Origin of the sequence: Halomonas sp. SS10-MC5, assembly GCF_015992245.1 — a bacterium.
Taxonomy (GTDB): Bacteria; Pseudomonadota; Gammaproteobacteria; order Pseudomonadales; family Halomonadaceae; genus Halomonas; species Halomonas sulfidoxydans.
Window position 1 is genome coordinate 323,648 of record NZ_CP065435.1, and the last position, 12,590, is coordinate 336,237.

At 68.2% G+C, this 12,590-nt stretch carries 12 protein-coding genes; 7 read left to right on the forward strand and 5 right to left on the reverse strand.

What is annotated here, in order from left to right:
• Positions 1-21 precede the first annotated feature (21 nt).
• Genes I4484_RS01490 through I4484_RS01515 form a run of 6 tightly spaced genes read left to right on the forward strand, consistent with a single transcriptional unit; the run spans position 22 to position 5,304 of the window.
• Positions 22-1,002, forward strand: coding sequence for an ABC transporter permease (locus I4484_RS01490; RefSeq protein ID WP_197449289.1), 981 nt, complete (start codon positions 22-24; stop codon positions 1,000-1,002).
• A complete protein-coding gene (locus I4484_RS01495; RefSeq protein WP_197449290.1) occupies positions 999-1,967 on the forward strand; it encodes an ABC transporter permease in 969 nt (322 codons plus the stop codon). Before I4484_RS01490 ends, I4484_RS01495 begins: the two co-directional genes overlap by 4 nt.
• The gene (locus I4484_RS01500) at positions 1,942-3,027 is read left to right on the forward strand and encodes an ABC transporter ATP-binding protein (protein ID WP_234283651.1); all 1,086 of its coding nucleotides are present in this window, start codon (positions 1,942-1,944) and stop codon (positions 3,025-3,027) included. Before I4484_RS01495 ends, I4484_RS01500 begins: the two co-directional genes overlap by 26 nt.
• Complete coding sequence (locus tag I4484_RS01505; RefSeq protein WP_197449291.1) at positions 3,017-4,063, forward strand: ABC transporter ATP-binding protein; 1,047 nt, start codon at positions 3,017-3,019, stop codon at positions 4,061-4,063. The genes I4484_RS01500 and I4484_RS01505 overlap by 11 nt, the downstream gene beginning before the upstream one ends.
• A gap of 13 nt (positions 4,064-4,076) precedes the next feature.
• The gene (locus I4484_RS01510; protein ID WP_197449292.1) at positions 4,077-4,838 is read left to right on the forward strand and encodes a sulfite exporter TauE/SafE family protein; all 762 of its coding nucleotides are present in this window, start codon (positions 4,077-4,079) and stop codon (positions 4,836-4,838) included.
• Positions 4,839-4,875: 37 nt separating this feature from the next.
• Positions 4,876-5,304 (forward strand): PPC domain-containing protein, encoded by a 429-nt coding sequence (locus I4484_RS01515; protein WP_197449293.1) that lies wholly within the window; start codon positions 4,876-4,878, stop codon positions 5,302-5,304.
• 84 nt (positions 5,305-5,388) lie between these two features.
• On the opposite strand, the gene I4484_RS01520 is transcribed toward I4484_RS01515, so the two are convergent.
• The gene (locus I4484_RS01520) at positions 5,389-5,907 is read right to left on the reverse strand and encodes an Hcp family type VI secretion system effector (RefSeq protein ID WP_149329746.1); all 519 of its coding nucleotides are present in this window, start codon (positions 5,905-5,907) and stop codon (positions 5,389-5,391) included.
• Positions 5,908-6,471: 564 nt separating this feature from the next.
• Between I4484_RS01520 and I4484_RS01525 the strand changes: the two genes are divergently transcribed.
• A complete protein-coding gene (locus I4484_RS01525) occupies positions 6,472-7,665 on the forward strand; it encodes a D-alanyl-D-alanine carboxypeptidase (protein ID WP_330932864.1) in 1,194 nt (397 codons plus the stop codon).
• A 71-nt stretch (positions 7,666-7,736) separates the two neighbouring features.
• On the opposite strand, the gene I4484_RS01530 is transcribed toward I4484_RS01525, so the two are convergent.
• From I4484_RS01530 to I4484_RS01545, 4 genes are read right to left on the reverse strand one after another with little or no spacing between them, the layout of a single operon-like run.
• A complete protein-coding gene (locus tag I4484_RS01530; RefSeq protein WP_197449295.1) occupies positions 7,737-9,176 on the reverse strand; it encodes an ABC transporter ATP-binding protein in 1,440 nt (479 codons plus the stop codon).
• Positions 9,173-10,000 (reverse strand): ABC transporter permease, encoded by an 828-nt coding sequence (locus tag I4484_RS01535; RefSeq protein ID WP_197449296.1) that lies wholly within the window; start codon positions 9,998-10,000, stop codon positions 9,173-9,175. The genes I4484_RS01530 and I4484_RS01535 overlap by 4 nt, the downstream gene beginning before the upstream one ends.
• A complete protein-coding gene (locus tag I4484_RS01540) occupies positions 9,997-10,992 on the reverse strand; it encodes an ABC transporter permease (RefSeq protein WP_197449297.1) in 996 nt (331 codons plus the stop codon). Before I4484_RS01540 ends, I4484_RS01535 begins: the two co-directional genes overlap by 4 nt.
• Entirely contained in the window at positions 10,989-12,515 is a 1,527-nt protein-coding gene (locus tag I4484_RS01545) for an ABC transporter substrate-binding protein (protein ID WP_197449298.1), read from the reverse strand. Before I4484_RS01545 ends, I4484_RS01540 begins: the two co-directional genes overlap by 4 nt.
• Positions 12,516-12,590 lie beyond the last annotated feature (75 nt).

Below are 12,590 nucleotides of genomic sequence, written 5' to 3' on the forward strand. Positions count from 1 at the left end.
TCGTCGTGATTTGGTGATCCCATGCTAGCGTTTCTGATCCAGCGCGTGCTGCAGGCCATCTTCGTGATGTTCGTGGTCGCGCTCATCTCGTTCTCGCTGTTCCACTACGTCGGCGACCCGGTGCTCAACATGCTCGGGCAGGAGGCCACCGAGGCCGACCGCGCCGCCTTGCGCGCCCAGCTCGGCCTCGACCAGCCGGTGGTGGTGCAGTTCTGGAATTTCATCGTCAATGCCGCCCAGTTCGAGTTCGGCATCTCCTACCGCTCGGCGCGCCCGGTGACCGACCTGATCCTCGAGCGGCTGCCCGCCACCCTGGAGTTGGCCATCCTCTCGGCGATCTTCGCCGTGGTCATGGGCATCGTGCTGGGCATCTATACCGCACTGCGTCGCCGCAGCTGGCTGGCCAACTTCATCATGACCGCCTCGCTGATCGGCGTGTCGCTGCCCACCTTCCTGATCGGCGTGCTGCTGATCTATGTCTTCGCCGTGGAGCTCGGCGTGCTGCCGGCCTTCGGCCGCGGTGAGACGGTACGCCTCGGCGACTGGTGGACCACCGGGCTGCTCACCGCCAGCGGCCTGCGCTCACTGATCCTGCCGGCGATCACCCTGGGGCTGTTCCAGCTCACGCTGATCATGCGCCTGGTGCGGGCCGAGATGCTCGAGGTACTGAGCACCGACTACATCAAGTTCGCCCGCGCGCGGGGGCTCTCCAAGCGTGTGGTGAACCTGCGCCACGCGTTGAAGAACACCATGATCCCCGTGATCACCATCATCGGCCTGCAGCTCGGCACCATCATCGCCTTCGCCATCATCACCGAGACGGTGTTCCAGTGGCCCGGCGTGGGGGCGCTGTTCATCACCGCCGTGCGCTTCGTCGACGTGCCGGTGATGGCCGCCTACCTGATGATGATCGCGCTGGTGTTCGTGGTCATCAATCTGGTGGTGGATCTGCTCTACTACGCCGTCGACCCACGGCTGCGGGCCCAGGGAGGTGGCAAATGAGTCAGGACGTACAGACCCGAGACCAGGAGGCGCCCGTCGTGCCGCCCAGGCCGAGCAAGTGGCGCACCTTCCTCGACAGCGATGTCGTCTACTCGTGGAAGCGCCAGCCGGTGGTGATACTCGCCACCCTGGTCACGCTGACCATGTTCGCGGCGGCCCTGTTCGCGCCGTGGATCGCGCCGCAGAACCCGTTCGACCCGCGCCAGCTGGAGCTGATCGACGCCTTCGCGCCGCCGATGACGACCTCGGACTTCACCGGCAACTTCTACCTGCTGGGCAGCGACAGCCAGGGCCGCGACGTCTTCTCGGCGATTCTCTACGGCTCGCGCATCTCGCTGCTGGTGGGCTTCGCCGCGGTGATCTTCGCCCTGGTGATGGGCACCGCCCTGGGCCTTTTGGCGGGCTTCCGCGGCGGCTGGCGCGACGCGCTGATCATGCGTATCGCCGATGTGCAGCTCACTTTCCCCTCGATCCTGATGGCGCTGCTGATCTTCGGCGTGATCCGCGGTTTCCTGCCGCGCTCGATGCACGCCGAGGTGGCCATCATCGTGCTGATCATTGCCATCGGCCTCTCCGACTGGGTGCAGTACGCCCGTGCCGTGCGCGGCGCCACCATGGTGGAGAAGAGCAAGGAGTACGTGCAGGCGGCGCGAGTGATCGGCCTGCCGGCGCGCAAGATCCTGTTCCAGCACATCCTGCCCAACGTGCTGCGTCCGGTGCTGGTGATCGGCACCATCGGGCTGGCGCTGGCGATCATCGCCGAGGCCACGCTGTCGTTCCTGGGGGTCGGCATGCCGGCCACCCAGCCGAGCCTGGGCACCCTTATCCGGGTGGGCCAGGATTACATGTTCTCGGGAGAGTGGTGGATCCTGCTCTTCCCCGGGGTGGCGCTGCTGATACTGGCGCTCTCCGTCAATCTGCTGGGAGACTGGTTGCGTGATGTCCTCAACCCCAAGCTCCGTTAACCAAAGCGCCGCCATCGGCCACGAGCCTGCTGCCGCGGCGCAGGAACCGGTGCTCTCCGTGCGCCATCTGCGGGTGGAGTTCCCCACCCGCCACGGCACCCTGGTGGCGCTCGACGACGTCTCCTTCGACATCGCCCCCGGCGAGGTGCTGGGCGTGGTGGGCGAGTCCGGGGCCGGCAAGTCGATGACCGGCAACGCCGTGATCCGGCTGCTCGAGCCGCCCGGGCGCATCGCCGCGGGCGAAGTGCATCTCTCGGGCAAGCGTATCGACGACCTCCCCGAAGAGCAGTTCGTGCCGCTGCGCGGCCGCCATATCGGCATGATCTTCCAGGACCCGCTGACCAGCCTCAACCCGCTGTTCTCGATTGGCGACCAGCTGGTGGAAACCATTCGCGCCCACCTGCCGATGAGCGAGCGCGAGGCGCGCGAAGAGGCGCTCCAGCTGCTGCGCGAGGTGGGCATTCCCGCTCCCGAGAACCGCCTCGACAGCTACCCGCACCAGTTCTCCGGCGGCATGCGCCAGCGCGTGGTGATCGCCCTGGCGCTGGCGGCGCGCCCCGAGTTCATCATCGCCGACGAGCCCACCACGGCACTGGACGTCTCGGTGCAGGCGCAGATCCTCGCCCTGCTCAAGCGGCTGTGCGCCGACCATGGCACCGCGGTAATGCTGGTGACCCACGACATGGGGGTGATCGCCGAGACCGCCGACCGCGTGGCGGTGATGTACGCCGGCCGGCTGATCGAGATCGGCCCGGTCGACGAGGTGGTGCGCCACCCGCAGCACCCCTACACCAAGGGGCTGATGGCCTCGATTCCGAGCGTGGAGAAGCGCCTCGAGCGGCTCTACCAGATCGAGGGCTCGATGCCGCGGCTGGCGGCGATCCCCGCGGGCTGCGCCTTCAATCCGCGCTGCCCCCACGCCCAGCAGCGCTGTCGTGACGAAAGGCCGGAGCTGATGCCGGCGGAGGGCAGCCGCGCGGCCTGCTGGCTGCACGACCCGGTCGACCCACTGCCGCCGCGACAAGACGTAGAGGGACGGGAGGTGAGCCATGTGCGCTGATACGGCAGTGAAGCAGACCACGGCGGCGCAGGGTGAGAACCTGCTCGAAGCCCAGGACCTGGCGCGCTACTTCGACGTCTCCAAGCCTTGGCTCAACCGGGTGATCGAGCGCAGCGAGCGGCTCACGCTCAAGGCGGTGGACGGTGTGGGCTTCTCCATTCGCCGCGGCGAGACCCTCTCGCTGGTGGGCGAATCGGGCTGCGGCAAGTCCACCGTGGCGCGGCTGGTGGTAGGGCTCTACGGGCTCACCCGCGGCAGGCTGACGTTCGACGGCGAGGACATCAGCGACCTGGCCAGCCGCACCGGGCGCCAGGCCGCCAGCGTGCGCAAGCGTTTCCAGATGATCTTCCAGGACCCCTACGCCAGCCTCAACCCGCTGTGGCGGGTGGGCACCATCATCGGCGAGCCGCTGCGCTTCTTCCGCCCCGAGATGAGCGCCACCGACCGCCGCCGCCGGGTGGGCGAGCTGCTCGAGCAGGTGGGGATGTCGGCCATGGATGCCAACCGCTACCCGCACGAGTTCTCGGGCGGCCAGCGTCAGCGTATCTCCATCGCCCGGGCGCTGGCCAACGAGCCGGAGTTCATGATCTGCGACGAGCCGACCTCGGCGCTCGACGTCTCGGTGCAGGCGCAGATCCTCAACCTGATGCGCGACCTGCAGGACGAATACGGCCTGACGTACCTGTTCATCAGCCACGACATGGCGGTGGTCAAGCACATGTCGGACCGCATCGCGGTGATGTACCTGGGGCGTATCGCCGAGATCTCCCCGGCCGACCAGCTCTTCGAGCGCCCTCACCATCCCTACTCGAAGATGCTGCTGGCCGCGGTGCCGTCGCTGGAGGGGGTGGGCAGGGAGCGCAGCGTGATCCAGGGCGAGGTGCCCAACCCGGTGCATCCGCCCTCGGGCTGCGCCTTCCATCCGCGCTGTCCGCACGCCAACGCGCGCTGCCAGGCCGAGGTGCCCAAGCTGATCGCGCGCAGCGATGGCAGCGAGGTGGCGTGTCACGGCGTCGAGGAGGGCAGGTTGCCATGAGGCGCCCGGCCTGATGCTGGAGCTGCTCTCGCCGCTGTCGGCCGGGGTCAACCTGGCCCTGGTGCTGCTCTCGGTGGTGACCTCGGCGCTCTCCGCGGCGGCGGGCATCGGCGGCGGCACGCTGCTGATCATCGCCATGGCCCAGGTGATGCCGGCCACGGCGCTGATTCCGGTGCACGGCATGGTCCAGCTCGGCTCCAACGGCGGCCGCGCGGCGATGACCTGGCGTCACGTGCGCCGCGACATCGTCGCGGCCTTCCTGCCGGGTGTGATCGTCGGCGCCCTGGTCGCGGCCTGGTTGCTGATCCGCCTGCCCTACGGCGTGCTGGAACTGTGTATCGCCGCCTTCGTGCTCTACTCCTGCTGGGGTCCAGGTCTGCCCCAGCGGGCGGTGGGGCGCACCGGCACCGTGGTGGCCGGTGCCGTCACTACGCTGCTCTCCAGCCTGGTGGGCGCCAGCGGGCCGATGGTGGCCTCGTTCATCAAGCTCGGCATGAGCGAGCGGCTGCCGCGGGTGGCCACCTTCGCCACCTGCATGACGCTGCAGCACATGACCAAGGCGTTCATCTTCGGCTTCGCCGGGTTTGTCTTCCGCGACTGGCTATGGCTGATGCTGGCGATGGTGGCGGCGGGCTTCGCCGGCACCTGGCTGGGCTTGCGCCTGCTGCACCGGGTGACCGACCACCGCTTCGACTTTTTCTTCAAGTGGGCCCTGACCCTGCTGGCGCTGCGCCTGATCTGGCTGGGCGCGGAGCGGCTGTTGGGGTTAGGCTGAACGTAAACGGCCTGGCCTGACCGGAAAGGAGTCTGTCATGAAGCGCTTGATAACCTCTCTGCCATTGATTCTGTTGCTGCTATTGGCCGGCTGCGCCGGCATGGGCGATCCACGGGATAGCGCCACCGAACTGGAGCCCGGTCGCTTCTACGAGGTCATGACGCCGGGGCATCGCTACTACACCTTTACCCTGGATGCCCCCGCCCGCGTGGTGCTGGAAAGCCACACCTTCCCCGGCGACACGGGGGTCGTGGCACCCGCGGGACAGCTGCTCGATGCCGACGGGCAAGTGGTGGAGCGCGACTGGAACAGCGGGCGCAACAGCAACTTCAGAATCGAGCGCCGACTCGAGGCGGGCACCTGGTACCTGCGGGTGACCACGCCGCATGCGAGCCCTGGTTCCTTCGGCATGATGGAGCGCGACTATCGTTATTCGGTGACGCTGAAGGTCGACCGGACGCGCTGAAGGGATAAAGGTCTTGGCGTGCCGGTCGCTTGCGAGGTAGCGAAACCCCCGCCCGACGAACAGGCAGGGGCGAGGGCGAGCCGATCAGGACTCGATCGGGGCGCGCCAGTCGTCGGAACCGGAGGTGCCGGCGACGGTGTGTTCCCAGTCGATCTTGCGGTAGGCCAGGGAGACGTCCATCAGCTGAGTGAACTCGGCTTTGGTCATGTCCTGGGCATGCGGCATGCGCAGGTTGATGTCGACGATGGTGGCGTCGGTCAGGGTGGTGGTGAAGAAGTGCTCCTGCTTGCCCTCGACGGAGGTGCGGTACCACTTCAGCTCGACGTTCGGCAGCATCTCGCCGGAGGCCAGGGCGTTGTACATCAGCGGCACGGCCTTGTTCAGGGCCACGGTGAAGACGAACGGCTTGTGGGCGCGCTGGCCGGAGGGCTGGCCGGACTGCGGGTCGGTGGGCACGGTCACGACGTGCTTGAACTCCTGGACCAGCATCTCGTCCTCGTGGCCTTCCACGTAGATGTTGCCCACGGAATCCGGGGTGAAGGCACCGGCAGTGATGTTGCCCTGGGTCTGGCCTTCGATGCTGATATAGCAGGGAGTCGGCATGGTCTGCTCCTTGACGATGTGAATGAAATGTCCGATGGACGGTTCACTAAGGGCAGGAAGCGTGCCGTTGTTAATAAAGTGCTTTTAAAACAATTTGTTTCGCTGTTTTCTATGCTCAAGGCTCAGTTTAATTAGGCAATGGGTTGCCCAGCTCAGGCAAGATCTTGCCCGGCGGGCAACAACTTGCTCGACTGGAAAGTCGCTGAACGCCGCCCAGCTCGGGCTGGGCCTCCTTGCCCGATCCCTTTCCTGCCTGGGAGCACCCTGGCAGGGCCGGCTGAAGGCAGACGTTATTCCAGTTGATTAATAAACGGATCTTTAATGGAAGCCGCCGGAATATATGCAAAAAAACTTGCTATTCCGGCTGTAAAGCGCTCCGTTAATCGCCATACTGAAGCGAGGTCCGCTTCAGAAACGGGCTACAGGGGAATCACAAGGGAACCAGAGGTCTTCGTCATGCGCTCCTACAACCGACACTACCTCGGTGTGGCCATTTTTTTTCTTCTTTGTTTGCAACTGTTGACGGTCAGTACGGCGCAGGCCAACCCCCGCTATGCGGCTATCGTGATCGATGTCGAAAGCGGCGACGTTCTGCATGCTGACAACGCGGATGCCACCCGCTATCCGGCCTCGTTGACCAAGATGATGACGCTCTACATGCTGTTCGAGGCGCTCGAGAACGGCAGCATGCATCTCAGCCAGCCGCTTCCGGTTTCGTCCCATGCCGCTTCGATGCCCGCTTCCAAGCTGTGGCTTTCGGCGGGCAGCACCATCGCGGTCGAGGATGCCATCAAGGCGCTGGTGGTGCGTTCCGCCAATGATGTCGCCGTGGTGGTGGCCGAGGCGCTGGGCGGCACGGAGTCCGGCTTCGCGCGCATGATGACCCAGCGGGCTAACGAGCTGGGCATGCCCAACACCGTGTTCCGCAACGCCTCGGGCCTGCCGGACAACGCCCAGGTGACGACGGCGCGGGACATGGCCACGCTGTCGATCCGCGTGATGCAGGACTTCCCGCAGTACTACCACTACTTCTCGACCCAGAGCTTCAGCTACCGCGGGACCACGCATACCAGCCACAACCGGCTAGTGCGCAACTATCCCGGCGCCGACGGTCTCAAGACCGGCTTCATCCGCGCTTCGGGCTTCAACGTGGCGACCTCGGCGATCCGCAACGACCGCCGCATCGTCTCGGTGGTGATGGGCGGTTTCACTGCCGCCTCGCGTGATACCCACATGGCCGACCTGCTCGACCGTGGCTTCGCCCGCCTTTCCATGCTGCAACGCGGCGACTGGATCGCCCGGGCCGACGTGCTGGGCGATCGCATGGAATTGTCGGAGAGCCCGCCCGCGTCGGCCCAGCAGCTGGCGGCAGCGCCCGAGGCGGGCGGCCAGGTGGCCAGCGCCGAGCTGGAGCGCCGTCTCTCCTTCCAGTCGGAGATGGAGATCGAGATGGGCTCCGCCGACGACCCGATTCGCGCCCTGATCGCCCAGGCCGATTCGCCGCGCGCAGCCAGCGGCAACTGGGCCGTGCAGGTTGGCGCCTTCAACGACGCCGACCAGGCACGCAACCTGGCGACCCGCGCGGCCGATCAGTTGGCCAGCCTGTTGAACGACGTACGCGTATCGGTGGCGGAATCCGGCGGCGATCGTCGCGTCTTCCGGGCCCGCCTGGTCGACCTGCAGGAGAGCGATGCCCACTCCGCCTGCGACAGCCTGCGGGCCCAGGGCATGGATTGCATGGTGGTGGCGCACAACTGACGTCGCGCTTCAGCGCCCTTGCGACATCGCCCCGCTCATGCGGGGCGATGTCGTTTCGTCTCGCGAGTCGCTCAGGCCAGGGCCGGGTCGAGCTCCGGCTCCGCTTCGCGCAGGCTCCCGTCACTGAGCGCGATCCGCCGGTCGCAGATGCGCTCGATCAGCGCGGGATCGTGGCTCACCAGCATCACGCCGCAATGCCGCTCGCGCGCCAGCTCCACCAGCAGCGCCAGTGTCTGGCGTTGGGTGATGGGGTCGAGGCGTGAGGTCGGCTCGTCGGCGAACAGGAAGCACGGTTCGAGCAGCAGTACGCGCAGGATGGCGAAGCGCTGCAGCTCGCCGCCCGAGATCTCGCCGGGACGCCGGGACAGCAGCCGCTCGTCGAGTCCCAGGCGTGCCATCAGCGGGGCGATGGCGGTGCGATCCAGGCGGTGGCGCCGCACCAGGTCGTCGAGCAGACGCGAGAGCCGCCAGTGGGGTGAAAAAGCTGCCGGCGGGTCCTGGTAGAGCTTCTGGAAGCCCAGCAGGTGTCCTTGTGCGCGACGAATCTCGCCGCTATCGGTGCGCGTGACCCCCAGCAGCATGTCGCCCAAGGTGCTTTTGCCGCAGCCGGAAGGGCCGACCACACCGACGATCTCGCCGGGGCTGACCGTGAGCGAGAGGTCGTGGAACAGTTCGCGTCCGCCGCGTGCCTTGACCAAACCGCGGGCGCTCACGACCGCCGCCTGTCGCTCGCTCAGCGGTGCCGGGCGCGGCCAGCGGCCGGGCTCGGCGTCCAGCAGGCGCTGCCCGTACTCGCTTTGTGGGTGAGTGAGCACTTGCTGGGCCGGGCCGCGCTCGACCACCTGGCCCTGGCGCAGGATGAGCACTTCGCCGCCGAGGCGGCGGGCCACGTCGATGTCGTGGGTAATGGTGACCAGGGCGCCGCCGCGCTCGGACGTACGCGCCAGCAGTTCGACCACCGCATCGCGCCTGGGCGCATCGAGCCCCTTGGTCGGCTCGTCGGCGATCACGATGGGGGCGCCGCCGGCACTGGCGGCGGCGAAGGCCACGCGCTGGGCCATGCCGCCGGAGAGCTCGCCGGGCAGCTTGGCGCCGGCGTCCACCAGGCCCAGCTCGGTGAGATCGGTCCAGGCGGCCTGGAGCGACGCACGTCGGTCACGCCCGGCCACGTGGCGGTGGCTCTCGGCGACCTGCGAGATGGCCCGCATGGTCGGGTCCAGCGCGTGCCACGGCTCCTGGGGCAGCAGCGCCAGGCGTCGGCCCCACAGGGCGCGGCGCGACGTTGGGTCGGCGGCCTCGAACGTCTCGCCGTCGATGACGAGACGCCCCTGGGCGGCAAGTCCACGGGGCAGCGTGCCCATGATCGCCTGGGCGATCAGGCTCTTGCCCGAGCCGGTCTCGCCGAGCAGGGTCAGGCGCCCGCCGGGGCCGAGCGAACAGGAGAACGGCGCGATGTTGACGCCCTCACCCCGGATCGTCAGGCCTGCGGCCTGAAGTAAGTACGCACTCATCGTGGATCCCTCCCCGCCAGCAGATTGAGGCTCAGCACCAGCACGAACAGCACAAGGATCGGCTGGGCCATGGCCCAGGGCGCCTCGTGGTAGTAGGGCAGCAGCTCGATCATCATCAGCCCCAGTTCGGCGGTGGGCGGTCGCAGGCCGACGCTGACGAAGCCCAGCGCGGCCATGGCGAGGATCGCGCTGGCGGCGCCGAAGGCGGCCAGGGTCAGCACCTGCGGGGCGAGCTCCGGCCACAGGTGGCGGCGGAACAGGTAGAACGGACCGAAGCCGAGCAGGCGGCTCGCCTCGAGCTGCGGCGAGGCGATCAGGATGCGGGTGCGGGCCCGTACCACGCGGAAGTACTCGATCCACAGTACCAGCGAGATGCCGACGTAGAGCGCCCAGAAGTTGCCCGGGGCGATGGCGACCAGCAGCAGTACCAGCAGCAGGCCGGGCAGCGCCAGGCAGGCATCGGCCAGGCTGCCCAGCACGCGGTCGAACCAGCCGCCGCGCCAGCCGGCGATGACGCCGAGGATCACGCCCGGCACGGCGGCACTGGCCACGCTGAGCAGCGCCATGCCGAACGAGAGCTGTACGGCGGATGCCAGCCGAGCCAGCAGGCTGCGCCCCAGGTGGTCGGTGCCGAGCGGTTCGGCCAGCGACGGCAATTGCAGGATGCGCGTCAGCTGCTGGCGCGCCGGGTCGGCATCGAACAGCCAGGGCACCAGCCAGGCGAAGGCGAGCAGCAGCGCCAGCAGCGCGGCGCCAAGCCGCTGGCGGCCGTTCAGGGCCGGCAAGGCCCAGCGGCGGGAGGGAGTCAGGGCAAGCGTTTTCATGCGCTGCGCCTCCTGGGATCGAGCCAGTGGCAGAGCAGATCTACCACGGTGTTGAGCGCGACGAACATCAGCCCCATTACCAGCGCGGTGCCCTGGATCATCGGCACGTCGCGGGCGACGATGGCATGCACCAGGGCGTGGCCGATGCCGGGCCAGGCGAACAGGGTCTCGACCACCACCACGCCCTCGATCAGGTAGACGAACTGCACGCCGAGGTAGGCGATCACCGGCACCGCGGCGTTGCGCAGGCCGTGGCGCAGGAAGCTCAGGCGTTCGCCAAGGCCCTTGGTGCGCGAGAAGGCGTAGTAGGCCGACTGCGACACGTCGGCCATGGCATTGCGCGCCACCCGGCTGGAGATGGCGGCCAGGGCCAGCGCCAGGGTCAGCGCCGGCAGTATCCCATGCGCGAAGCGGCCATGGCCGGCGGCCGGCAGCCAGCCCAGGGTGACCGAGAAGGTCAGGATCAGCACCAGGCCGACGGCGAAGGGGGGCAGGGCGCGCAGCACGCTGGCGGCCACTTCGCTTACGCGGTCCAGCGTCCCGTTGGGCTTGAGCCCGGCGAGCAGGCCAAGCGGCGGGCCCAGCAGCAGCGAGAGCAGCACGGCCATCGCCGCCAGGCCCAGGGAGTGGCCGAGCTGATGCCACAGCTCGGCCACTACCGGCTCGCCGCTGACCAGCGAGCGGCCCAGGTCGAACTGCACCAGGTCCCACAGCCAGCCGAAGTAGGCGCCGAGCGCCGGCTGGTCCAGCGCCAGTTCGGCGCGTACCGCCTCGGCGGCACTGGTGTTGACCATGTCGTGACCGTAGCGGCCGGCGGCGATGCGGTAGGCCATGTCGCCGGGCAGCGAACGGGTCAGCACGAAGGTCAGGGTACCGACCATCCAGGCCACCAGCCCGGCCTGGAACAGACGCTGCAGCAGCAGGCCACCCAGGCCTGCCGTCCTATGAGAAGCCCGGCGCGGTGTCGTTCGTGATGCCAGGGTCACGCTCATTCACTCCACCTCAGTTCGTCGATGCGATAGCTGCGCTCCAGTGGGTCGATGGAAAAACCCTCCAGCTCGGCGTCGACCGCGGCGGTCTGCTGGTACCAGGCCACGGGCACGACCGGCATGGCCTCGTTCAGGCGGCGTGCCACCTGCCCCGCCAGCTCGCTGCGGGCCTCGCTGTCGGCTTCCTGGCGCAGGGTATCGAGCCAGCCGGGCAGGTCGTCGTCGCGCCAGCCCATGGCGCCCCAGTCGCCGCCCATCGCTTCGGGATCGGTGCCGAAGTCGTCGAGCAGGGTGCCGAGCGGGTCGGGTACCAGGCCGTAGTTACGCGCCATCAGGCCCAGCTCCAGGCTGCCGTCGCGATGGCCGGAGGGAATCTCGCTGGCGTTGCCCACGGCGACTTCCAGCGCCACGCCGATCTCACGCCACTGGTCCTGCAGGGCTGTCGCCACCAGCGGCAGTTCGGGGCGGTCGGAGAAGGTGCGCAGGGTCAGTTGGAACGGTTCGCCGTCGCGCTCGAGCATACCGCTGCCGTTGGCCTGCCAGCCCAGCTCGGCGAGCATCTCGCGGGCCCGCTCTAGGTCCTGGGCATCGCCGGCGTCGAGGCCGAGGTGCCAGGGGCCCAGGCTTGCCGGGAACAGCTCGGCGGCGGCGGCTTCGGGGTCGCGTAGCAGGCCGGCGGCGATGCCCTCGCGGTCGATGGCCAGGCTCAGCGCCTGGCGGGCGCGCTCGTCCTCGAGGAAGGGATGTTCGGCATTGACCTTGAAGACGATGGTGCGCGGCAGCGGCTCGGCGTGCAGCGCCAGGCGGTCGTTGCGCGCCAGCCGCGCGCGGCTGGCCGGGTCGAGGGTGAATACCACGTCGGCATCGCCGCTCTCGGCCATCACGGCACGCGTCTCGCCGCGGCCCACCGCCAGGTAGCTGGCGGTGCCGATGGCGGGTGCCTCGCCCCAGTAGCCGTCGAAACGCTCCACCTCGAGCCGCTGCGGAGGAGCCACGCTCTTTACCCGGTAGGGCCCGGTACCGATCACCTCGGTGACACGCTCCTCGTCGTCGAAGGCGCCCGGGGCGAGAATCAGGGTGGTGGAGTGGGCCAGCAGTGCCGGCAGCGGCGCGAAGGGGCTGTCGAGCCGGATCACCACCTCGTTGCCCTCGGCCTCGATGGCGGCGATGGGCGCCGAATCGAGGATGCCCGGTTTGGCCAGGGCGTGCTCGAGGCTGGCTGCCGCCGCTTCTGCCGTCAGCGGGCTGCCATCATGGAAGGTGACGTCTTCGCGCAGCGCGAAGCGCCAGGCCAGTCCATCGTCGCTGGGCTGCCAGGAAGCCGCCAGCCCGGGGGCGGGCCGGCCATCGGCATCGGTGTCGACCAGGGTCTCGGCGACGCGCATCCGGGCGTAGACATAGCCGGCCGTCGAGGGATCGGCGCCGGTGATCTCCCAGGGGGCGACCACCGCCAGCGGCCGGTCGGCGGCGGCTGACAGGGGCAGCAGGGCCAGGGCAAGGAGAAGGGAACGAGGGGGTCGCACCATTGCAGGATCTTCCTAGCGTAGTCGAAAAATAGGCATGTACGTTATAACATAACTTTTTTGAGTGGAAGCTGCACC

Coding starts and splice junctions, on each gene's coding strand:
- I4484_RS01515 (WP_197449293.1), top strand. CDS start 4,876: ATGAAGCGCTTGATAACCTCTCTGCCATTGATTCTGTTGCTGCTATTG.
- I4484_RS01510 (WP_197449292.1), top strand. CDS start 4,077: ATGCTGGAGCTGCTCTCGCCGCTGTCGGCCGGGGTCAACCTGGCCCTG.
- I4484_RS01490 (WP_197449289.1), top strand. CDS start 22: ATGCTAGCGTTTCTGATCCAGCGCGTGCTGCAGGCCATCTTCGTGATG.
- I4484_RS01540 (WP_197449297.1), bottom strand. CDS start 10,992: ATGAGCGTGACCCTGGCATCACGAACGACACCGCGCCGGGCTTCTCAT.
- I4484_RS01535 (WP_197449296.1), bottom strand. CDS start 10,000: ATGAAAACGCTTGCCCTGACTCCCTCCCGCCGCTGGGCCTTGCCGGCC.
- I4484_RS01505 (WP_197449291.1), top strand. CDS start 3,017: ATGTGCGCTGATACGGCAGTGAAGCAGACCACGGCGGCGCAGGGTGAG.
- I4484_RS01500 (WP_234283651.1), top strand. CDS start 1,942: ATGTCCTCAACCCCAAGCTCCGTTAACCAAAGCGCCGCCATCGGCCAC.
- I4484_RS01530 (WP_197449295.1), bottom strand. CDS start 9,176: ATGAGTGCGTACTTACTTCAGGCCGCAGGCCTGACGATCCGGGGTGAG.
- I4484_RS01520 (WP_149329746.1), bottom strand. CDS start 5,907: ATGCCGACTCCCTGCTATATCAGCATCGAAGGCCAGACCCAGGGCAAC.
- I4484_RS01495 (WP_197449290.1), top strand. CDS start 999: ATGAGTCAGGACGTACAGACCCGAGACCAGGAGGCGCCCGTCGTGCCG.
- I4484_RS01545 (WP_197449298.1), bottom strand. CDS start 12,515: ATGGTGCGACCCCCTCGTTCCCTTCTCCTTGCCCTGGCCCTGCTGCCC.